Genomic DNA, 20,489 nt, shown 5'->3' with positions numbered 1-20,489 from the left:
ATGTCGTGAGGTTTTGTCATGTCCACCGTCACCGAACGCACACCTGAACAACTCGCCCCAAGCATCCCGAAAACCATGCAGGCCGTGGTCTGCCACGGCCCGGAAGACTACCGCCTGGAAACCGTCGACGTGCCCATCCCCGGCCCCGACGAGATCCTCACCAAGGTCGAGCTGTGCGGCATTTGCATGGGCGATATCAAGACCTATCGCGGCGCGCCGTCGTTCTGGGGCGACGCCGAGCAACCGCGCTACGTGAAGCCACCGATGATCCCCGGCCACGAGTTCGTGTGCCGCGTGGTCGCCCTTGGCCCGGGCGCCGAAAAGCGTGGCGTGGCCGTGGGTGACCGGGTGATCTCCGAGCAGATCGTGCCGTGCTGGGGCTGCCGCTTCTGTAACCACGGCCAGTACTGGATGTGCCAGAAGCACGACCTGTATGGCTTCCAGAACAATGTGCAGGGCGCCATGGCCCAGTACATGATCTTCACCAAGGAAGGCATCATCCACAAAGTGCCGGAATCCATCGCCCCCGATGAAGCGATCCTGATCGAACCCCTGGCCTGCTCGCTGCACGCGGCGGAGCGCGCCAACGTCGACCATGACGACATCGTGGTGGTCGCCGGTGCCGGCACCCTGGGCCTGGGCATCATCGGCGCGGTGCGGTTGCGCAACCCCAAAAAGCTCATCGTGCTGGACATGAAACCCGAACGCGCCGCCCTCGCCCTGCGGATGGGCGCCGACGAAGTGTGGAACCCGGCCGAGGTGGATGTGCTGGCGAAAATCCGTGAGATCACCGATGGCTATGGCTGCGACATTTATATCGAGGCGACCGGGCACCACAAGGCGGTAAACCAGGGCCTGGCGATGCTGCGCAAGCTGGGGCGCTTTGTCGAATTCAGCGTGTTCAATGACGAGGCCACGGTGGATTGGTCGATCATCGGCGACCGCAAGGAGTTGGATATTCTCGGCTCGCACCTGGGCCCGTATATGTACCCCAGGGCCATCGACTTTATCGGCAACCGCAAGATCGACATGCGCGACGTGGTGACCCACAAGTTTGCGCTGGCGGATTTCAAGGAAGCGTTTGCGGTGATGGAGCGCGGCGATAAATCGCTGAAGGTTGTGCTCGAACCCTGAAAGTTTGCCCAACCGCTTTTACTGTAGGAGCGAGCTTGCTCGCGAAGAACTCAAGGCCGCCACGCTGAATCAGACAGCCCGCGTCATCGTTGGCGTTTTTCGCGAGCAAGCTCGCTCCTACAGTTAATAAAAACAACAGGAACCCGCGTTATGAATCGAGTCATCAACGATCCCGACCAAGTGGTCGAAGACATGCTGCGCGGCATCCTGGTCGCGCACCCCCAATTGCGCCAGTACGAGAGCAACCCACGGGTCATCGTCAAGGCCAAGCCCTCAGCCCAAGGCCGCGTCGGCATTGTCACCGGCGGCGGCTCCGGGCATGAGCCGGCGTTCCTCGGCTATGTTGGGCCAGGCCTGGTGGATGCGGTGGCCGTCGGCGAGATTTTTTCCTCGCCCACCGCCAAAAGCTTTTTCGACGCCTTCCGCGCCGCCGACCATGGCGCAGGCGTTGCCTGCCTGTATGGCAACTACGCGGGCGACAATATGAACGTGAAGCTGGCGATGAAAATGGCCGCCAGCAAAGACATGCGCATCCGCACGGTGGTCGCCAACGACGACGTGGCGTCCGCGCCCAAGGCCGACATCGCCAAGCGTCGCGGCGTGGCCGGGGAAATCTTCATGTGGAAGATCGGCGGTGCCGCCGCTGCCCAGCATTACGACCTGGACGGCGTGATTCGGGTGGCACAGAAAACCGTCGACCACTGCCGCTCGATTGGTATCGGCCTTACACCCTGCACCATCGCCGCGGTGGGCAAGCCCAACTTTCAGATTCCCGACGGCCAGATGGAATTGGGTATCGGCCATCATGGCGAACCGGGCATTGAAGTCATCCCGATTGAACCGGCCGCGGCCATGGCCGAGCGCATGCTGGCGCCGATCCTCGCCGACCGCGATTTCAGCCAGGATGACAGCGTGGTGGTGCTGGTCTCAGGCCTCGGCGCCACGCCGGTGATGGAGCTGTATATTTTCTACGCCGAGGTCGAAAAGCAGCTCAAGGCCAAAGGCTTGAAGATTCACCGCTGCTACGTGGGCAACTACTTCACGTCCCTGGAAATGATGGGCGTGACCTTGACCCTGCTCGGCCTCGACGCTGAGCTGAAAACCTTGATCGACCAACCCTGCCGCTCCATCGGCATGACCCAGGCGGACTGAACCATGAGCCAGCATTTTTCCACCCATGATGGCAGCGCCATCGTCGCCGACCTGGTCAGCGTCATCGTGGCCAACCGTGAGTACCTCAGCGAAGTCGACGGCGCCATAGGCGACGGCGACCATGGCATTAACATGGCCAAGGGCTTTGCCCATTGCGGCCGTACGATCGAAGGCCGCCAACTGACCCTGGCCGAAGCCCTGGACGAACTGACCCTGAGCCTGATGGAAGGCATCGGCGGCTCTATGGGGCCGTTGTATGGCAGCTTATTTATCGGCATGGCCGACGAAGTGCGCGGCCGTGAAGACATCGACGCCGCCACCTTTGCGCACCTGCTACGCGGCGGCTTGACCTCGTTGCAGGACATCACCGAAGCGGGGGTGGGCGACAAGTGCCTGATGGATACGTTGATCCCGGCGGTGGAAGCGTTTGAACGGGCGCAGGCGTCGGGAGCGTCGTTCAACGATGCACTCGATGCGATGAAAAGCGCTGCTTCTCAGGGGCGGGATTCGACCAAGGACCTGGTGGCCAAGATTGGCCGGGCCAGTCGTTTGGGAGAGCGTTCGCTGGGGGTGCTGGATGCGGGGGCGGTGTCGTGCTGCCTGATCCTTACGCAGTTGGCGGACTCTATCCAACCTCGCCTTATCTGATCTCACCTGTAGGAGCGAGCTTGCTCGCGAAAAACGTCAACATAACGCGCGCTTGATGAATGAACGCGGCGCCTGTGATTTTTTCGCGAGCAAGCTCGCTCCTACAGGGTATTACGGGTTACCAGAACCGCTGCTGAGTCAAGCGGCTCCACCAGGTCAACAGCACCCGGTCCACCGAACCGCTGGCCGCCAGGCCCACGCGTTCTTGCAGGCTCTTACGCTCGGCATAGTGCAGGTGGAACACTTCGGCAGTTTTTGCCTTGGTCGCCAGGTATTCATCGCTGGTTTGCAGCTCATCGACCAATTGCTTGTCGAGCGCGGCAACACCCAGCCACACTTCACCGGTCGCCACCTCGTCAATCGCCAACTGTGGGCGGTAACGCGAAACGAAGTTCTTGAACAACTGGTGGGTAATGTCCAGATCTTCCTGGAACTTCTCCCGGCCCTTCTCGGTGTTTTCGCCGAACACTGTGAGCGTGCGCTTGTACTCACCGGCGGTCAGCACTTCAAAGTCGATGTCGTGTTTTTTCAGCAGGCGATTGACGTTGGGCAACTGCGCCACCACGCCAATGGAGCCGAGAATGGCGAACGGTGCGCTGATGATCTTCTCGCCGATGCACGCCATCATGTAGCCGCCGCTGGCCGCCACTTTGTCGATGCACACGGTCAATGGCACGCCGGCCTGGCGGATACGCGCCAGTTGCGAAGAGGCCAGGCCATAGCTGTGCACCATGCCGCCGCCGCTTTCCAGGCGCAACACCACTTCATCCTTGGGCGTGGCCAGGCTCAGCAGCGCGGTGATTTCATGGCGCAGGTTTTCGGTGGCCGAAGCCTTGATGTCACCGTCGAAATCCAGCACGAATACCCGTGGCTTGGCCTCGGGCTTCTTCTTGTCTTTCTTCTTTTCGGCTTTGCTTTCAGACTTGCGCAGGGCCTTGAGCTGGTCTTTGTCGAGCAGGCTCGACTCCAGACGCTCGCGCAAGCCCTTGTAAAAATCATTCAGCTTGCTGACCTGCAATTGGCCGGCGGATTTACGACGACCTTTGCTGCGCAGTGCTGCAAAGCTGATCAGTACCACCAGAATAGCGACCACCAGGGTGACGGTCTTCGCCAGAAAGCTCGCGTATTCGGCCAGAAAATCCATATGTCTCCTTAAAAAAAGCACTGCGCCAGGCGCGGATGGCCCCAGCATACCGACGCCACCGCGAAGGAGCCAGTGATCAAACCGCCAGCAGGCGGGCTCCAACGCGCTTTTAAAACAAGCGTATGTTTTTTCATTGACAGCTCGCAGGCATCCTCATAACCTCGCCAGACTTTCAACGTACCGGGAAAACGGACGTGGGCAGCATTTATCTGATTCGACATGGCCAGGCCTCCTTCGGTGCAGACGACTATGACGTCCTCTCGCCCGTTGGCGTGGAACAAGCGCAAGTGCTCGGTCGCCACCTGGCAGACCTGGGCATTGCCTTTGACCGCTGCATCGCCGGCGACCTGCGTCGCCAGCAGCACACCGCCAGCGCCACGTTCGATCAGTACCGCGCCCTGGGCTTGCCGGTGCCAGCATTGGAAACAGACAGCGCGTTCAACGAGTTCGACGGCGAAGCGATTATTCGCGGCCTGTTGCCCGACCTGCTCGGCAGTGAACCGGATGCCGTGCACATCCTGCGCAATGGCCCGCAGAACCGCAGCGAGTTCCAGCGCATTTTCGCCCTGATCATCGAACGCTGGCTGGCCGGCACCTATGATCCGCCGGGGCTGGAAAGCTGGCTGGGGTTTGTCGAACGGGTCCAGGGTGGCTTGCAGCGCATCCTTGACGCCGCGAACCACACCGACAAAATCGCCGTATTCACCTCCGGCGGCACCATCACCGCCCTGCTCCACCTGATTACCCGAATGCCTGCCGCCCAGGCCTTCGACATGAACTGGCAAATTGTTAACACCTCGCTCAACCAACTGAAGTTCCGTGGTCGCGAGGTGGCACTGGCTTCCTTCAACAGTCATGCCCACTTGCAACTGTTGAAGGCGCCGCAGCTCATCACTTTCCGATGAACTGCGGCCAACCGTGACCCCAAGGTCACTGGACTCTACCCTTAAGGATCGAAACCATGACTGACGTAGCTAAAGCAGTAGAAGCAATGAAAGCCAAATTCAACCCAAGCGCTGCCGTAGGCTTGGACCTGGTATTCGGTTTCCGTATCGACGACAGCAAGAATTTCTCGCTGGTGGTCAAGGACGAGACCTGCGAACTTAAAGAAGGCGAAAACCCTGACGCTCAGGTCACCCTGGTGATGGACAGCGAGACCCTGGAAGGCATCGTCGACGGTTCCACCGACGGCATGCAAGCGTTCATGGGCGGCAAGCTGCGCACCGAAGGCGACATGATGCTGGCGATGAAGCTGAGCGAGCTGTTCCCTTCCTGATTCAAGGGCAACCCTGAATGCTGATCCCGCCTCACCAGGCGGGATTTTTTTGCCTGCATTCTCGCAGTGAATAAAGCCCTCTGTGGGAGCTGGCTTGCCTGCGATGGCATCCACTCCCTTTTCCGGACACACCGCGGCGCCTGTATCGCAGGCAAGCCAGCTCCCACAGAAAAGCAAATCCGCAGGGGTGCTCAGGGTTTTGGTTGCAACAGTAACGCCACCAATGCACTCCAGCCGGTCTGGTGTGAAGCCCCCAACCCTCGCCCTGTCTCCCCATGAAAATATTCATGGAACAACACCAGGTCACGACTGGACGGGTCCTCCTGCAATTGCGCATACCCCGCCATCGACGGCCGCACCCCGTTTTCATCCCTGAGAAACAACCGCGTCAGCCGCTCGCTGAGGCTGTCAGCCACCTCCTCCAAAGACGCCAGATACCCACTGCCCGTCGGGTACTCCACGGAAAAATGCTCCGCGTAATAGCGATGAAACTCGCGCAACGATTCAATCAGCATGTAGTTCACCGGCATCCACAGCGGCCCGCGCCAATTGGAGTTGCCGCCGTAGAGGCGTGAGTCGGATTCACCGGGCTGGTAACTGGCGCACAGGGTGTCGCCATTCATCTTCAACGCCAGGGGCTGCTCAGCGAAGGCCTTGGACAGGGCGCGCACGCCAAAGGCCGACAAGAATTCCTGGTCATCGAGCATGCGTCGCAGCAAATCCTTGGTGCGTTCACCGCGCAGCAGCGCCAGCAACAGGCGGTTGCCCTGCCCCGGCTCGGTCCAGCGCGAAACCAGCTTGGCCAGGTCCGGCCGATGATGCATAAAACCCAGCAGGCGCTCGCGCAAGCCTTCCAGGCCTTCATGCTCGCGCTGTTCCAGCACCAGCACGGCAAACAATGGCATCAGGCCGACGATGGAACGCAGGCGCACCGGTTCGCTCTGGCCATCAGGGCGGTGCAGCACGTCGTAGAAAAACTGGTCCTGTTCATCCCACAAGCCTTCGGCGCTGTCATCGACGCGGTTGATGGCGCCGGCGATGTAGAGGAAATGCTCGAAAAACTTCACAGCAATGTCCACATACACCGCATTGCGCTTGGCCAGCTCCAGGCCAATGCGCATCAGGTCCAGGGCATAGGCTGCCACCCAGGCGGTGCCGTCGGCCTGGTCCAACTGGTAGCCCGGCGGCAACGTGGCCGAGCGGTCGAACAAGGCGATGTTGTCCAGGCCCAGGAAACCGCCCTGGAACAGGTTGCGGCCCTCGGCGTCCTTGCGGTTGACCCACCAGGAGAAATTCAACAACAGTTTGTGAAAGATCCGCTCCAGAAAATCCATGTCACCCACGCCGGTCAGTGCCTTGTCCTGCTGATACACGCGCCAGCTGGCCCAGGCATGCACGGGCGGGTTGGCGTCGTCAAAGCGCCATTCATAGGCCGGCAATTGGCCGTTGGGGTGCATGAAGCGGTCCTTTACCAGCAACAACAGCTGTTGCTTGGCGTAACCAGGATCGATCAGCGCGATGGCCACTGCCTGGAAACCTTGATCCCAGGAGGCGTACCACGGGTACTCCCAAGTGTCGGGCATGGAGAGGATGTCGAAGTTGGACAGGTGCCGCCAATGGGTATTGCGGATGTGCAAGCGCTCGGGCGGTGGCACGGGCTGGACCGGGTCACCGTCGAGCCACTGGTTCACGTCAAAATAGTACAACTGCTTGGACCACAGCAGGCCTGCCAGGGCCTGGCGTTGCACATTGCGCGCATCTTCATCAGCGATGCCTTGCTGCAAGACCGCGTAGAAGTCATCGGCCTCCTGGCAGCGCTGTTCGAACAGCTTGCGCGCATTGACATCCGGCGCGTCCACAGGCGCAAAGCGCAGGTAAAGGGTTTTGCTTTCCTGGCCCGCCAGTTCAAGGGTGAAATGCGCGGCCACTTTGGTGCCCGCGTCCCGGCGAATGGCCGACTCAACCCCGCCCACCACGTAATCGTTAATGCCATCCTTGAACGGCCCCGGCGCCGGTTGCCCGTCCAGTTTGGGTCGGTTGGTCTGGTTTTCACAGAACAGCCATTGCACCCCCTCCTGGCCCCAGGCGCTGAGGTGGCGATCATCGAGTTCATGATGAAGGGCCAATACGCGCTCACCGTCCAGCGTCAAGCTGGGCTTGGGTGCATCGAGGGTCCAGCTCCAATCATTGCGCGCCCAGAGCTGGGGCAGTACCTGCAGGCGTGTGGGTTGGTCCGAACGGTTATGCACGGTGATGCGCATGAAGATATCGTCGGGCTGATGCTTGGCATATTCGACGCAGATGTCGCAGTAGTGGTTGTCTGCAAACACACCGGTATCGAGGATTTCATACTCGGTATCCGTCAACCCACGACGGGCGTTTTCGGCGATCAGGTCGGCGTACGGAAAGGCCGCATGGGGGTATTTGTAGAGCATGCGCATGTAGGCATGGCTCGGCACGCCATCGACGAAAAAGTACAGTTCCTTGACGTCTTCACCGTGGTTGCCTTCGGCGTTGTTGAGGCCGAACAGGCGCTCCTTGAGGATTGCGTCGCGCTCGTTCCACAACGCAAGGCCCAGGCACCAGCGTTGGGCCTTGTCACTGAAACCGGCCAAGCCGTCCTCGCCCCACCGATAGGCGCGGCTGCGTGCATGCTCATGGGGGAAGTAGGCCCAGGCGTCGCCGTCGGCGCTGTAGTCTTCGCGCACCGTGCCCCATTGGCGTTCACTCAAGTACGGGCCCCACTCGCGCCACCGCTCGGCGTGTTGCGTTGCCAGGCGCTGGCCTTCAATGGTGCCCAGCAGGTTGGTTGCGGGTTTGGCCGTCATCGGGTCCTCCTTCACCTACACAGTGAGGCGCAGTGTAGAGCGCAATGACGCCCGCTTGCACATGAAGACTTGGACGCAGGGTCAACTCATTCATTTGCAGAATGAAGTCCAGAGGAATCTTCGTTTGCAAGCCAGCCGGCGGCTCAACAAAATCAGGCAAAGGCCACGTTCATCGCTCCAGTCATCAGGAATTTTTCTATGCACGCCACCGCCCATGTCAGCCCCGATGAGATCCGCAAGGGCTTTTCAAAGGCCATGTCCGACATGTATCGAGATGAAGTGCCCTTGTATGGCGCGCTGCTGGAGTTGGTGGCCGAGACCAATGCCCGCGTGCTCGACAGCGAACCGGCCCTGGCGCACCACCTGCAACGTACCGGCGAAATCCAGCGCCTGGACATGGAACGCCACGGCGCCATCCGCCTGGGCACCGCTGCGGAACTGGCAACCATCAGCCGTTTATTCGCGGTGATGGGCATGCAACCGGTGGGCTACTACGACCTCACCCCCGCCGGCGTGCCCGTGCACTCCACCGCCTTTCGCGCCGTACATGAACACGCGCTGCAAACCAGCCCGTTTCGCGTGTTCACCTCATTGCTGCGCCTGGAACTGATCGAAAACCCCGACCTGCGCACCTTCGCCGAAAACGCCCTGGCCAAGCGCTCGGTCTTCACCGCCGAAGCCTTGGCCTTGATCGAACAAGCAGAGACCCAAGGCGGCTTGAATGCCAGCGACGCCGAGGCCTTTATCCGCCAGGCCTTGGAGACGTTCCGCTGGCACCACACTGCCACGGTCACCGGCGCCCAGTACCAGCAACTCAGCGACCAGCACCGCCTGATCGCCGACGTCGTCGCGTTCAAGGGCCCGCACATCAACCACCTCACCCCACGCACCCTGGACATCGACCAGGTACAGGCCGCCATGCCCGGCAAAGGCATCACCCCCAAAGCCGTGATCGAAGGCCCACCCCGGCGCCAGTGCCCGATCCTGCTGCGCCAGACCAGCTTCAAGGCCCTGGACGAACCCATCGCCTTCACCGACGCCCACGGCAGCCACAGCGCGCGTTTCGGCGAAATCGAACAACGCGGCGTCGCGCTCACGCCCAAAGGCCGCGCCCTGTACGACCAACTGCTGAACGCCGCCCGCGATGAACTCGGCGCGTTTCCCACTGAGGCCAACGCTGAGCGCTATGTGCAATTGATGGAACAGCACTTCCAGGCCTTCCCCGATAACTACCCGCAGATGCGCGAACAGGGCTTGGCGTATTTTCGCTACTTCGTCACCGACAAAGGCCTGGCAGCACGCGGCCAGGCCCGCACATTGGAGGCGATGGTCAATGCCGGCCATGTGGCGGTGGAACCGCTGGTGTACGAGGATTTCCTGCCGGTCAGTGCGGCGGGGATTTTCCAGTCAAACCTGGGGGATGGTGCGCAGAGTCACTACGCGGGCAACTCCAACCGAGCGGCCTTCGAACAGGCGCTGGGGCGCAGGACGATTGATGAGTTGCAGTTGTATCAGCAGACGCAGCAGCGCTCTATGGATATATGCGTTGAAACGCTGTTGAAATGACTGAACGCCAGGCGCCACGGCCTTAATGGTAACCACGATGCGAAGCGAGTCGCTCTTGATCTGGCTCTTGATCTGCTCGTGATCTTGATCTCAGGCGCCCCGTTAAACCACGCTGGCCGGAATTCGACAGGGATTTGGGGGGTAAACCGGCAGGGATGCCGGTTTAGCCGCCCCGCGCCATGGATGGCGCGTGGCGGCGGCCCCCCAAATCACTGGCGGATTACGGGCACACCGAGCCTAAGCGAGGTGCCGAGTGGTGGGGCAAGAGCGTTTTGCTTACTTTTGCGCTTTTCAAAAGTGAGCCGCCGTCAGGGCGGAACCCTAAGCGGCCGTTACCGCAGCAATGGATATACACACAATCCAACTGTGTCGCCTGTCAGGCCGCCTTCGCGAGCAAGCCCGCACACAGTTTGATTGTGGGGTGCCAGGTGGATAGGCGTTGGCTGGAAGGCCGCCATCGCAGGCAAGCCAGCTCCCACAGGCAGCATTTGCAGCCGACCGATTCAGCCCTGTGTTGCATGAATTCTGAGGATGCCCACCCGGCTCAACAACGCAATCCTTGCGTCGCAACAAGCCCCAGAGCCGAGTGGACGGGGCGCATCATAAGGAGTGAAACGGCACTTGTCCTCCAGACAATTCTGAACAAATATGCACATTCCAAATGTATGACGAGGGATTACTCAACCCAGCCGCCCCACAATTTCGTCTTTGACCAATAGCCGTTTCTTCTTCAGCTTTTCCACATCCTCATCGCTGGCACTGGCTTTTTCCGCTTTTAGCACCTCAGCGTCGGCGTCGTCGTATTGAGTGAGCAGCGCATCCAACCGTTTGTCCTGCGCCCTGCGTTCGTGAACAACTTCCTTGCTCAACCCCAAGTCCTGATACAGGTCGTGTTTCACTGGCATGGCGTACCTCCACAGATTGATCGATGGTCTACGCCCTTGAAGCTAGCCCATTCCAACCGGTCTTGTCATGTTCGGGGTCAATACATTCCCGTTCGTCGCAGCGCACACGATAGGATCAAACCTTTGCCCCACCCTGCCCTCCACTGTAGATCGCCATCCCAGGGAGAACGGTTTTATGAATCACGTTGCCACTGCTGCCGACACCCAATGCATCAATACCCTGCGCACCCTGGCCATGGATGCCGTGCAGAAGGCCAACTCGGGGCATCCGGGCACGCCCATGGGCCTGGCGCCGGTGGGTTATACGTTGTGGAGTCGCTTCCTGCGTTATCACCCCGAGCATCCCGACTGGCCCAACCGTGACCGTTTTGTGCTGTCGGTGGGGCATGCCTCGATGTTGCTGTATTCGCTGTTGCATTTGGCCGGCGTGGTGGAGATCGATGCCCACGGCCAGCGTTCGGGCCAGCCGGCCGTCAGCCTGGACGATATCAAGCAGTTCCGGCAGATCGGCTCCAAGACCCCAGGCCATCCCGAATACCGCATGACCACCGGCGTGGAAACCACCACCGGCCCGTTGGGCCAGGGCTGCGCCAACAGCGTAGGGATGGCCATGGCCGAGCGCTGGCTGGCTGAGCGCTTCAATCGCGACGGCCAGGTGCTGTTTGACTACGATGTCTACACCCTGTGCGGTGACGGCGACATGATGGAAGGCATCAGCAGCGAAGCCGCGTCCCTGGCCGGGCACTTGAAGCTCGATAACCTGTGCTGGATCTACGACAACAACACCATCAGCATCGAGGGCCACACCGAGCTGGCGTTCAGTGAAGACGTGATCCAACGCTTCCAGGCTTATGGCTGGCACACCGTACACGTCACCGATGCCAATGACTTGCAGGCGTTGAGCGTGGCGCTGGAAACCTTCAAGGCCAATACCGGCGCCCCCACCTTGATCGTGGTGGACAGCGTGATCGGCTACGGCTCACCGCACAAACACAACACCGCGGCGGCCCATGGCGAGCCACTGGGCGAGGACGAGATTCGCCTGACCAAGGCCGCCTATGGCTGGCCGCAGGATTCAAGTTTTCTGGTGCCCGAAGAGGCTCGCACAGTGTTGCGCGACGCCCTTTACGAACGCGCCGAGCCGCTGTACGCCGAATGGAACCAGACCCTGGCGGCCCTCGACCCGCAACGGGCCGATGAACTGCAACGCATGCGCGCCGGGAAAATGCCCGAACAATGGCAAACACACCTGCCAAGTTTTGCCGCCGATGCCAAAGGCGTCGCCAGCCGCGCTTCGGGCGGCGAGGTGTTGAATGCCTTCGCCCAACAGATCCCCTGGCTGCTGGGCGGTTCGGCAGACCTGTCGCCCTCGACCAAGACCAACCTCACCTTCGACGGTGCCGGGCGTTTCAGCGCCGATGACTACAGCGGGCGCAACCTGCACTTCGGTATCCGCGAACACGCCATGGGCGCGATTGCCAATGGCATGGCGCTGTCCTACCTACGCCCGTACACCTCGACCTTCCTGGTGTTCAGCGACTACATGAAACCGCCGATCCGCCTGGCGGCGATCATGGAGTTGCCGGTGATCTTCGTGTTTACCCATGACTCCATCGGCGTCGGCGAAGATGGGCCGACACACCAACCTATCGAACACCTGACCCAATTGCGCGCCACCCCGGGGCTGTTGACCCTGCGCCCAGGCGATGCCAATGAAACCCTGGAACTGTGGAAGGTGGCACTGGCACAAACCCATCGGCCCAGCTGTATGGTGTTATCGCGCCAGGCACTGCCGACCCTCGACCGCAACCACTATGCCGCTGCCTCCGGTGCGGCCAAAGGTGCCTATGTGTTGGCCGGCGCGGATCAACCGCAAGTCATCCTGATCGCCACCGGCAGCGAAGTCAGCCTGGCGGTGGCCGCGTATGAGCAGCTCAAAGACCAAGACATTGGCGCTCGCTTGGTGTCGATGCCCAGCTGGGAGCTGTTTGAAGACCAGGATCAAGCCTACCGCGACAGCGTCCTGCCACCGGCGGTGAAAGCCCGCGTAGTGGTGGAACAGGCAGGGCCCTTGGGGTGGGACCGCTACGTCGGGCAGACCGGCGCCAAAGTGGTGATGAACAGCTTCGGCGCCTCGGCCCCGTTGGCCAAGTTGCAGGAGAAGTTCGGGTTTACCGTGGAGAATGTGGTGAAGCTGGCCAAGGAGCAGATCCAGCACAACAAACGTATGTAAGGGGAACACCACAATCCCCTGTAGGAGCGAGCTTGCTCGCGAGGAACTCAAAGGCGCCGCGTTCATTCAGGCAGCGCGCGTTATCGTTGACGTTTTTCGCGAGCAAGCTCGCTCCTACAGGCTAGATAAGGCGCGGTGCGGCTGTGTGTGCTCTTGGCAACCTGGTGGGGCGTGCCACACGCCACCACCGTTCCGCCCAGGTCCCCGGCCCCCGGGCCGATATCAATCACCCAGTCACTCTGGGCCACCACGCGCATTTCATGCTCCACCACAACCACCGTATGCCCTGCCTCCACCAAGTGATTCAACTGGCTGAGCAAACGATCGACGTCCTTGGGGTGCAAGCCGGTGGTCGGTTCGTCCAAGACATACAAGGTGGCGCCCCGGGCGTTGCGTTGCAGCTCGGTAGCAAGCTTGATGCGTTGGGCTTCACCGCCGGACAGCTCGGTAGCCGGCTGCCCCAGGCGCAGATAACCCAGGCCGATATCGCGCAGCACGACTAACGAACGCAGAATGCCCGGTTGCTCGGCGAACACCTGCACCGCCTGCTCCACCGTCAGCCCCAGCACCTGGGCGATGTTCAAGCCCTGCCATTTGATCGCCAGGGTATCGGGGTTATAGCGCGCGCCGTGGCAGGTCGGGCATGGCGCGTACACGCTGGGCATGAACAGCAATTCAACGCTGACAAAACCTTCACCCTCACAGTTCGGGCAACGGCCCTTGGCGACGTTGAAGGAGAACTGCCCGGCATCGTAGTCGCGCTTCCTGGCCGCTGGCGTGGCGGCGAACAGTTTGCGCACGTTGTCGAACAGCCCGGTGTAGGTCGCCAGGTTGGAGCGCGGCGTGCGGCCGATGGGCTTCTGGTCCACCTGCACCAGGCGCTGGATGTGTTCCAGCCCGGCGCTGATGCGCCCGCCACTGGCTTGCGGTGCGGCATCCTCCAGGCTCGGTTCGTCGTCGCTTTCCAGCACGCCCCCCAGGCCCGTGCCCACCAACTCCAACAGCGCCTGGCTGACCAGGCTGGATTTGCCCGAGCCGGAAACTCCCGTCACCGCGGTGAAACAGCCCAGCGGGAAATCCACGTTCAAATTGTTCAGGTTGTTTCGCGTCACGCCCTCCAGCTTCAGCCACCCGGCCGGCTCGCGGCTTGGCGCATTGGTCGGGCCAGGTTGGGCAAACAGGTATTCGCGGGTCTGCGAGGCCTCGACATCCGCCAACCCTGCGGGCGGCCCGCTGTACAGCACTTGCCCGCCATGCTCGCCGGCAGCCGGGCCCACGTCGATCAGCCAGTCGGCGCGGCGCATGGTTTCCAGATCATGTTCCACCACAAACAGCGAATTGCCTGCGGCTTTCAAGCGATCAAGCGCAGTGAACAATGCCTCGCCATCGGCCGGGTGCAGACCCGCCGAAGGCTCATCGAGCACATAAATAACGCCGAACAACTGCGAACCCAATTGGGTGGCCAGGCGCAGACGCTGCAGCTCGCCGGACGACAAGGTCGGCGTGCTGCGCTCCAAGGACAGATAACCCAGGCCCAGCTCGATCAACGTATTGACCCGCTCGAGCAAGTCCTGGGCAATGCGTTGGGCCGCCAGGCGTTTTTCCTCCGACAGCTTCATGGTGTCTTGCCCCGCTGCCACCGGCCGCAGCAAGTCAGCCAATTGGGCCAGGGACAGTTGCGATAACTCGCCGATATCCACCCCGGCAAACTTCACCGACAGCGCCGCCTGGTTCAGGCGTTTGCCCTCGCACAATGGGCAAGCACTGCCTTGCATGAACTGCGATACACGCTTTTTCATCAGCGCGCTTTGGGTGTGGGCGAAGGTGTGCAGGATATAGCGCCGGGCGCCGCTGAAGGTGCCTTGGTAACTGGGCTCCAACTTGCGTTTCAACGCCTCGCGGGTCTGTTGCGGGGTGAAGCCGGCGTACACCGGTACGGTGGGGGTTTCTTCGGTGAACAGGATCCAGTCGCGCTGCTTTTTCGGCAAGTCGCGCCATGGGATGTCCACGTCATAGCCCAGGGTCACAAGGATGTCGCGCAGGTTCTGGCCCTGCCACGCCAACGGCCAGGACGCCACTGCACGCTGGCGGATGGTCAACGAAGGATCGGGCACCATCAGCGCCTCGGTCACTTCGTACACACGGCCCAGGCCATGGCATTGCGGGCACGCGCCTTGAGGCAGGTTCGGCGAGAAGTCCTCGGCGTACAACATGGCCTGCCCTTTCGGATAACGGCCGGCGCGGGAGTAGAGCATGCGGATCAAGCTCGACAAGGTTGTGACACTGCCCACCGACGAGCGCGCACTGGGTGTACCGCGTTGCTGTTGCAGGGCCACAGCAGGCGGCAAGCCTTCGATGCTGTCTACATCCGGCACGCCGACCTGGTCGATCAGGCGCCGCGCATAGGGCGCCACCGATTCGAAATAGCGGCGCTGGGCCTCGGCGTACACGGTAGAAAACGCCAGGGACGACTTGCCGGAGCCAGACACGCCGGTAAACACCACCAGGGCGTCCCGGGGAATATCCACATCGACATTACGCAAGTTATGTTCACGGGCGCCACGCACCCTGACGAAGCCCGTTTGCTGGGCGGTGAGCGGCGGGATGTTGCGCTGTGATGTCATGGGCAACCTTGTCTTGCGCTTAGCACCCTGCGCACGCGTTGGGTCAGGGCATCGGGGCTGTAGGGTTTGCTCAGCAGGTGGATATCGGCGCTGAGCAGATGATTGGAAGACAGAATGTCGCGGGTGTGGCCGGAGGTAAACAGCACCGGCACCGGCGGGTTCTGTGCGCGGGCCCAAGTGGCCAGGTCGGTGCTCTTGACCCGGCCGGGCATCACCACGTCGGTAAAGATCAGGTCCGGCGACACGCCGCGCTGCAACACTTGCATCGCGCGGTCACCATCCTCGGCGGTCAGTACGGTATAGCCCGACTGCTGCAGCAACTCGACCACCGTCAGGCGTACGCCTTCATTGTCCTCGACCACCAGGATGGTTTCCTGGCCGCTGCCTTGCGGATCCGCATCACTGTCGTCGTCGAAGCATTCAGGCTCCAGGCAGTGGGGAAAATACATCTGCACCACCGAGCCCTTGCCCTCCTCGCTCCACATGTCCACATGCCCGCCGCTTTGGCGCACAAAACCGAACACCATGCTCAGGCCCAGGCCGGTGCCGTGGCCTTCGCGCTTGGTGGTGAAGAAGGGTTCGAATGCACGCTTGAGGGTTGCCTCGGACATGCCCACGCCGGTGTCGGCCACTGCCAGGCGCACGTACTCGCCGGGCTTGATGCTTTTACCCACGCAATCGTCCGGGTTGAGGATGACGTTTTCCCCGGTGATACGAATCACGCCCTCGCCCTGCATGGCATCCCGGGCATTGATCGCCAGGTTGAGCAGCGCATTTTCCAGCTGGTTGCGGTCGACATTGATGCACCAGGAATCCTGGGGCAGTTGCACGTCGATATGAATGGTTTCCCCCAGCGCCCGTTGCAACAGCTCGCCCAGGCCGGCGTAGATGCGCTGCGGGTTGTACACCGCCGGCGACAAGGGCTGGCGACGGGCAAAGGCCAACAATTGCGAGGACAGCTTGGCCCCACGTTCCACGGCGGCGATGGCGGCGGTGACGCGACGTTGCACCTGGGGGTTGTCCGGTTCATGCCGGGCGAGCAAATGCAGGTTGCCGGCGATCACTTGCAGCAAGTTATTGAAGTCATGGGCCACGCCACCGGTCAGACCGCCAATCGCTTCCAGCTTCTGTGACTGGCGCAACTGGTCTTCGGCGGCCGACCGCGCCTGCACTTCAGCGGCCACGCGTTGCTCCAGATTATGGGTGAGCTCCTGGCGCACCCGCTCGGACTTCACCAGCTCGGTGGTTTCCACCACAATCGCCAGCACCCCGGCCGGCTGCTGGTTGTCCCCGGCCACGGGGCTGTAGTAGAGGTCCAGCCACGCGCTTTCCGGTTGGCCGTGACGCGATAACACCAGCTCCTTGTTATTGAACGACAAGGTGCCGCCCGCCAGGCACGTATCCACCACATGTCGATTGAACTCGGCCACTTCCGGCCAGCCCAGTTCTACCGGTGTGCCCAACAGGTAGGGATGGCGCCCGCCGGCAAATACCGAATAGCTGTCGTTGTAGATCATGTACCCCGCCCGCCCCCACAGCATCACCATCGGCACGGGTGAGGCCAGCATCATTTGCACGGTGCACGCCAGGCTCGTGGACCACTGATCCAAGGGGCCAAGGTCGGTACTGGACCAGTCAAACGTGCGAATCCGCTGGGCCATTTCGCCGGCCCAGCCTTCACAGCCGTGGGGGTTGGATAAAAATTGCATGATTGGGCTCTGTGCGGGGACAAGACAGTCGCAAGTTTTGGAGCGCGCCAGCGGTGGATGGTTTCATCTTGAATACACAGGAATACAGAAACTACTGAACTCAATGAAAATCCCGGCTGCGCACCACAATCCCCTCCAGCAGCGGCGTCAAATCGGTGAGGCGCCCCGCGATCAAATGCCGCACCTCGCCCACCGCCTCCCAACGGCCGTCCACCTTGAGCAAACGCGAGCCCACCAGCGCCTGGCGCTGACGCTCGGCCAGGTCGCGCCAGACCACCACATTGAGGTTACCGAACTCATCTTCCAGAGTGACAAAGGTCACGCCGCTCGCGGTGCCTGGGCGCTGGCGGCCGGCGACCAGCCCGGCGACGCTCACGTTGCGCCCATGTTCCACCATCAGCAACTCCTGGGAACTGCGGCAGCGGCGCCGGCGTAACTCGGCGCGCAACAACGCCAGGGGATGGGGCCCCAGGGTGGTACCGAGGCTAGCGTAATCGGCGTGCAAGTCCTCGCCTACCGTGGGCTCGGGTAATGCCACCCGCGTTTCATCGGGGCTCGGCAGGCCGGCAAACAAGCCCAGTTGCTGATGCACACCGGCCACGTCCCAGCGTGCCTGATGGCGGTTGCCGGCCAGGGCGCGCAAGGCCCCGGCGTCCGCCAGCAGCGCCTGGGCACGTGCATCCAGGCCGGCGCGGGCGTCCAGGTCAGCGATGTCGCTGAACTGTCGACGCTGACGCACCGCTTCGATACGCCGCCCATCCTCCTCGCGAAACCCCGAGATCATGCGCAGGCCCAGGCGAATCGCCGGTTGCTGGCCGTCAATGGGCTCCAGGCTGCAGTCCCAGTCACTGGCCTGCACATCCACGGGGCGGATCTGCAAGCGATGGCGCCGCGCGTCCTGCAGGATCTGGTCCGGGCTGTAGAAACCCATGGGCCAGCTGTTGATCAGGGCGCAGGCGAAGGCCGCCGGTTCATGGCATTTGAGCCAGCAACTGGCATAGGTCAGCAAGGCGAAACTGGCGGCGTGGGACTCAGGGAAACCATAGCTGCCAAAGCCCTTGATCTGCTCGAAAATCTGCGCGGCAAAGGCCTCGGTATAGCCGTTTTTGAGCATGCCGGTGCGCAGGCGCTGCTGATGGGGTTCCAGGCCGCCATGGCGTTTCCAGGCGGCCATGGAACGGCGCAACTGGTCGGCCTCGCCGGGGCTGTAGTCGGCGGCGACCATGGCGATTTGCATCACCTGTTCCTGGAACAGCGGGATGCCCAGAGTGCGCTCCAGCACGGCTTTCAATTGCGGCGACGGATAGATCGTGGGTTCTTCATTGTTCCGCCGCCGCAAGTACGGATGCACCATGCCGCCCTGGATCGGCCCGGGGCGCACAATGGCAACCTCGATCACCAGGTCATAAAACGTCTGCGGCTTGAGCCTGGGCAACATCGACATCTGCGCCCGCGACTCGATCTGGAACACACCGATGGTGTCGGCCTTGCTGATCATGGCGTAGGTGGCCGGGTCTTCCTTGGGAATCGTGGCCAGGCTCAAGTCCCGGTGACGATGCCGGCGCAGCAAATCGAAGCAGCGGCGGATCGCGCTGAGCATGCCCAGGGCGAGGATGTCCACCTTGAGCAAACCGACGGCGTCGAGGTCGTCCTTGTCCCACTGGATAATGGTGCGCTCGGCCATGGCCGCATTTTCCACCGGCACCAGGGTGTCCAGCGGGTATTCGCTGATCACAAAGCCGCCAGGGTGCTGGGACAGGTGCCGGGGAAAACCGATCAGTTGCTGGGTGAGCGTCAAGACCCGGCGCAGCAGTGGGCTGTCCGGGTCGAAGCCGCTTTCACGCAGGCGCTCCAACGGTGGCGCTTCATCGCTCCAGCGCCCGCAGCAATCGGCCAAGGCGTTGATCTGGTCTGCCGGCAGCCCGAGTGCCTTGGCCACATCACGTACTGCGCCTGTGGCGTGGTAACTGCTGACCACCGCCGTCAAGGCTGCACGGGTGCGGCCATAGCGCTGGAACACGTATTGCAGCACCTCTTCGCGGCGTTCGTGCTCAAAGTCCACGTCGATATCCGGCGGCTCGTTGCGCTCTTTGGACAGGAAACGCTCGAATAGCAGGTTGGTCAGGCTCGGGTTGATTTCGGTGATGCCCAGGGCAAAACACACCGCCGAGTTAGCCGCCGAACCACGGCCCTGGCACAGGATCGAACGGCTGCGGGCGAAGCGCACAATGTCATGCACGGTGAGGAAATAGCTTTCGTAACCCAGCTCGCTGATCAGCTGCAGTTCACGCTGGATTTGCTGCAAGGTCTTGTCGTCGATGCCTTCGGGCCAGCGCTGGGCGATGCCCTCTTCGGTGAGGGTGCGCAGCCAGGATTGGGCGTCATGACCCGCGGGCACCAGCTCGCGTGGGTAGTGATAGCGCAACTGGCCGAGGTCGAAGGTACAGCGCCGCGCGATGACGAGGGTTTCGTCCAGCAAGGCCTGGGGGTACAGCGCCGCCAACGCGTCGAGGCTACGCAGGTGGCGTTCGCCATTGGGGTGCAGGCGCGTGCCGGCTTCGGCCACCGGCACATGGTGGCGGATGGCGGTCATGGTGTCTTGCAGGGCCCGACGGCCCCGCGCATGCATATGCACATCGCCACAGGCCACGGCAGGGATTTGCAGGCTGTGGGCCAGTTGCAAGCGCTGTTGCAGATGGCGCGCATCGTCCTGGCCACAGTGCAGGTGCACCGCCAGCCACAGGCGCTGGTCGAAGGTACGGCGCAGCCAGTCGAGGCTGGCCTGGGTGTCGCTGTCTTGCGCCACCCACAACGCCAACAGGCCGGGCAGCGGTTGCTCGAAATCTTCCTGTAGCAGGCGATAGCTGCCCTTTTCAGCCCGCCGCCGCGCCAGGGTGATCAGCCGGCACAGGTGCTGGTAACCGCTCAGGTTCTCCACCAGCAGCACCAGTTTCGGGCCGTTTTCGATGTGCATTTCACTGCCGATAATCAGCGGCAAGTCCACGGCCTTGGCGGCTTGCCAGGCGCGCACGATGCCCGACAGCGTGCATTCATCGGTGATCGCCAGGGCGCTGTAGCCTTGGCCCTTGGCGCGCTCGAAGAGCTCCAGCGCACTGGAGGCGCCACGCTGGAAGCTGAAATTGGACAGGCAGTGCAGCTCGGCATAACTCATGCGTCACCCCTCCCCTGTAGGAGCGAGCTTGCTCGCGAAAAACCCGAGGGCACCGCGTTCATCCAGGTTTCCCGCGTTATCGTTGACGGCCTTCGCGA

14 protein-coding genes are annotated in these 20,489 nt (G+C 61.9%); 7 read left to right on the top strand and 7 right to left on the bottom strand.

Features of this window, described 5'->3' with window-relative positions; all coding sequences use genetic code 11:
* The first annotated feature begins 18 nt into the window (after positions 1–18).
* The 3 genes from PSH76_RS11810 to dhaL all read left to right on the top strand — a co-directional run bounded on the left by PSH76_RS11810 (position 19) and on the right by dhaL (position 2,934).
* A complete protein-coding gene (locus PSH76_RS11810; RefSeq protein WP_098951167.1) occupies positions 19–1,134 on the top strand; it encodes an alcohol dehydrogenase catalytic domain-containing protein in 1,116 nt (371 codons plus the stop codon).
* A gap of 150 nt (positions 1,135–1,284) precedes the next feature.
* Positions 1,285–2,286 (top strand): dihydroxyacetone kinase subunit DhaK, encoded by a 1,002-nt coding sequence (locus PSH76_RS11805; RefSeq protein WP_305494130.1) that lies wholly within the window; start codon positions 1,285–1,287, stop codon positions 2,284–2,286.
* A gap of 3 nt (positions 2,287–2,289) precedes the next feature.
* Positions 2,290–2,934 carry a dihydroxyacetone kinase subunit DhaL gene (gene dhaL, locus PSH76_RS11800; protein WP_305494129.1) on the top strand — a complete coding sequence of 215 codons (645 nt, stop codon included), beginning with the start codon at positions 2,290–2,292 and terminating at the stop codon, positions 2,932–2,934.
* 118 nt (positions 2,935–3,052) lie between these two features.
* On the opposite strand, the gene sohB is transcribed toward dhaL, so the two are convergent.
* Complete coding sequence (sohB, locus tag PSH76_RS11795) at positions 3,053–4,078, bottom strand: protease SohB (protein WP_278917909.1); 1,026 nt, start codon at positions 4,076–4,078, stop codon at positions 3,053–3,055.
* Between the two features lie 8 nt (positions 4,079–4,086).
* Positions 4,087–4,299: a hypothetical protein gene (locus PSH76_RS11790; RefSeq protein ID WP_138183563.1), complete on the bottom strand. Its 213-nt coding sequence runs from the start codon at positions 4,297–4,299 to the stop codon at positions 4,087–4,089.
* Here PSH76_RS11790 and PSH76_RS11785 point away from each other — a divergent pair.
* Both PSH76_RS11785 and PSH76_RS11780 read left to right on the top strand, forming a co-directional pair.
* A complete protein-coding gene (locus PSH76_RS11785; protein ID WP_044274326.1) occupies positions 4,273–4,983 on the top strand; it encodes a histidine phosphatase family protein in 711 nt (236 codons plus the stop codon). The genes PSH76_RS11790 and PSH76_RS11785 overlap by 27 nt on opposite strands.
* Positions 4,984–5,039: 56 nt before the next feature.
* On the top strand, positions 5,040–5,354 hold the full coding sequence (locus tag PSH76_RS11780; RefSeq protein ID WP_032896856.1) for an SCP2 sterol-binding domain-containing protein: 315 nt from the start codon (positions 5,040–5,042) through the stop codon (positions 5,352–5,354).
* A gap of 191 nt (positions 5,355–5,545) precedes the next feature.
* Here PSH76_RS11780 and PSH76_RS11775 read toward each other — a convergent pair whose 3' ends face one another.
* Positions 5,546–8,182, bottom strand: a complete 2,637-nt coding sequence (locus PSH76_RS11775) for a glucosidase (protein WP_305494128.1) — start codon at positions 8,180–8,182, stop codon at positions 5,546–5,548.
* 198 nt (positions 8,183–8,380) lie between these two features.
* Between PSH76_RS11775 and PSH76_RS11770 the strand changes: the two genes are divergently transcribed.
* Complete coding sequence (locus PSH76_RS11770; protein WP_305494127.1) at positions 8,381–9,748, top strand: VOC family protein; 1,368 nt, start codon at positions 8,381–8,383, stop codon at positions 9,746–9,748.
* 680 nt (positions 9,749–10,428) lie between these two features.
* On the opposite strand, the gene PSH76_RS11765 is transcribed toward PSH76_RS11770, so the two are convergent.
* The gene (locus tag PSH76_RS11765; protein ID WP_014718181.1) at positions 10,429–10,653 is read right to left on the bottom strand and encodes a DUF465 domain-containing protein; all 225 of its coding nucleotides are present in this window, start codon (positions 10,651–10,653) and stop codon (positions 10,429–10,431) included.
* 175 nt (positions 10,654–10,828) lie between these two features.
* Between PSH76_RS11765 and tkt the strand changes: the two genes are divergently transcribed.
* The gene (gene tkt, locus PSH76_RS11760) at positions 10,829–12,886 is read left to right on the top strand and encodes a transketolase (protein WP_305494126.1); all 2,058 of its coding nucleotides are present in this window, start codon (positions 10,829–10,831) and stop codon (positions 12,884–12,886) included.
* Between the two features lie 80 nt (positions 12,887–12,966).
* On the opposite strand, the gene uvrA is transcribed toward tkt, so the two are convergent.
* The 3 genes from uvrA to PSH76_RS11745 all read right to left on the bottom strand — a co-directional run bounded on the left by uvrA (position 12,967) and on the right by PSH76_RS11745 (position 20,391).
* Positions 12,967–15,510, bottom strand: a complete 2,544-nt coding sequence (uvrA, locus tag PSH76_RS11755) for an excinuclease ABC subunit UvrA (protein WP_305494125.1) — start codon at positions 15,508–15,510, stop codon at positions 12,967–12,969.
* Positions 15,507–17,219 (bottom strand): ATP-binding protein, encoded by a 1,713-nt coding sequence (locus PSH76_RS11750; RefSeq protein ID WP_098951154.1) that lies wholly within the window; start codon positions 17,217–17,219, stop codon positions 15,507–15,509. Before PSH76_RS11750 ends, uvrA begins: the two co-directional genes overlap by 4 nt.
* Positions 17,220–17,319: 100 nt before the next feature.
* Entirely contained in the window at positions 17,320–20,391 is a 3,072-nt protein-coding gene (locus PSH76_RS11745) for an error-prone DNA polymerase (RefSeq protein WP_305494124.1), read from the bottom strand.
* Positions 20,392–20,489: the final 98 nt, after the last annotated feature.

It is taken from the genome of Pseudomonas sp. FP215, assembly GCF_030687795.1.
Lineage (GTDB): Bacteria > Pseudomonadota > Gammaproteobacteria > Pseudomonadales > Pseudomonadaceae > Aquipseudomonas > Aquipseudomonas salmasensis.
The sequence above is the reverse complement of the archived record's forward strand: the minus strand, read 5'-3'. Positions and strand labels throughout refer to the sequence as shown.

What these genes read in the sequence shown, in the direction of transcription:
- PSH76_RS11750 (WP_098951154.1), bottom strand. Translation starts at nt 17,219, where the DNA reads ATGCAATTTTTATCCAACCCCCACGGCTGTGAAGGCTGGGCCGGCGAA.
- PSH76_RS11745 (WP_305494124.1), bottom strand. Translation starts at nt 20,391, where the DNA reads ATGAGTTATGCCGAGCTGCACTGCCTGTCCAATTTCAGCTTCCAGCGT.
- sohB (WP_278917909.1), bottom strand. Translation starts at nt 4,078, where the DNA reads ATGGATTTTCTGGCCGAATACGCGAGCTTTCTGGCGAAGACCGTCACC.
- PSH76_RS11780 (WP_032896856.1), top strand. Translation starts at nt 5,040, where the DNA reads ATGACTGACGTAGCTAAAGCAGTAGAAGCAATGAAAGCCAAATTCAAC.
- PSH76_RS11775 (WP_305494128.1), bottom strand. Translation starts at nt 8,182, where the DNA reads ATGACGGCCAAACCCGCAACCAACCTGCTGGGCACCATTGAAGGCCAG.
- dhaL (WP_305494129.1), top strand. Translation starts at nt 2,290, where the DNA reads ATGAGCCAGCATTTTTCCACCCATGATGGCAGCGCCATCGTCGCCGAC.
- PSH76_RS11770 (WP_305494127.1), top strand. Translation starts at nt 8,381, where the DNA reads ATGCACGCCACCGCCCATGTCAGCCCCGATGAGATCCGCAAGGGCTTT.
- PSH76_RS11805 (WP_305494130.1), top strand. Translation starts at nt 1,285, where the DNA reads ATGAATCGAGTCATCAACGATCCCGACCAAGTGGTCGAAGACATGCTG.
- PSH76_RS11810 (WP_098951167.1), top strand. Translation starts at nt 19, where the DNA reads ATGTCCACCGTCACCGAACGCACACCTGAACAACTCGCCCCAAGCATC.
- tkt (WP_305494126.1), top strand. Translation starts at nt 10,829, where the DNA reads ATGAATCACGTTGCCACTGCTGCCGACACCCAATGCATCAATACCCTG.
- uvrA (WP_305494125.1), bottom strand. Translation starts at nt 15,510, where the DNA reads ATGACATCACAGCGCAACATCCCGCCGCTCACCGCCCAGCAAACGGGC.
- PSH76_RS11790 (WP_138183563.1), bottom strand. Translation starts at nt 4,299, where the DNA reads ATGTCGAATCAGATAAATGCTGCCCACGTCCGTTTTCCCGGTACGTTG.
- PSH76_RS11765 (WP_014718181.1), bottom strand. Translation starts at nt 10,653, where the DNA reads ATGCCAGTGAAACACGACCTGTATCAGGACTTGGGGTTGAGCAAGGAA.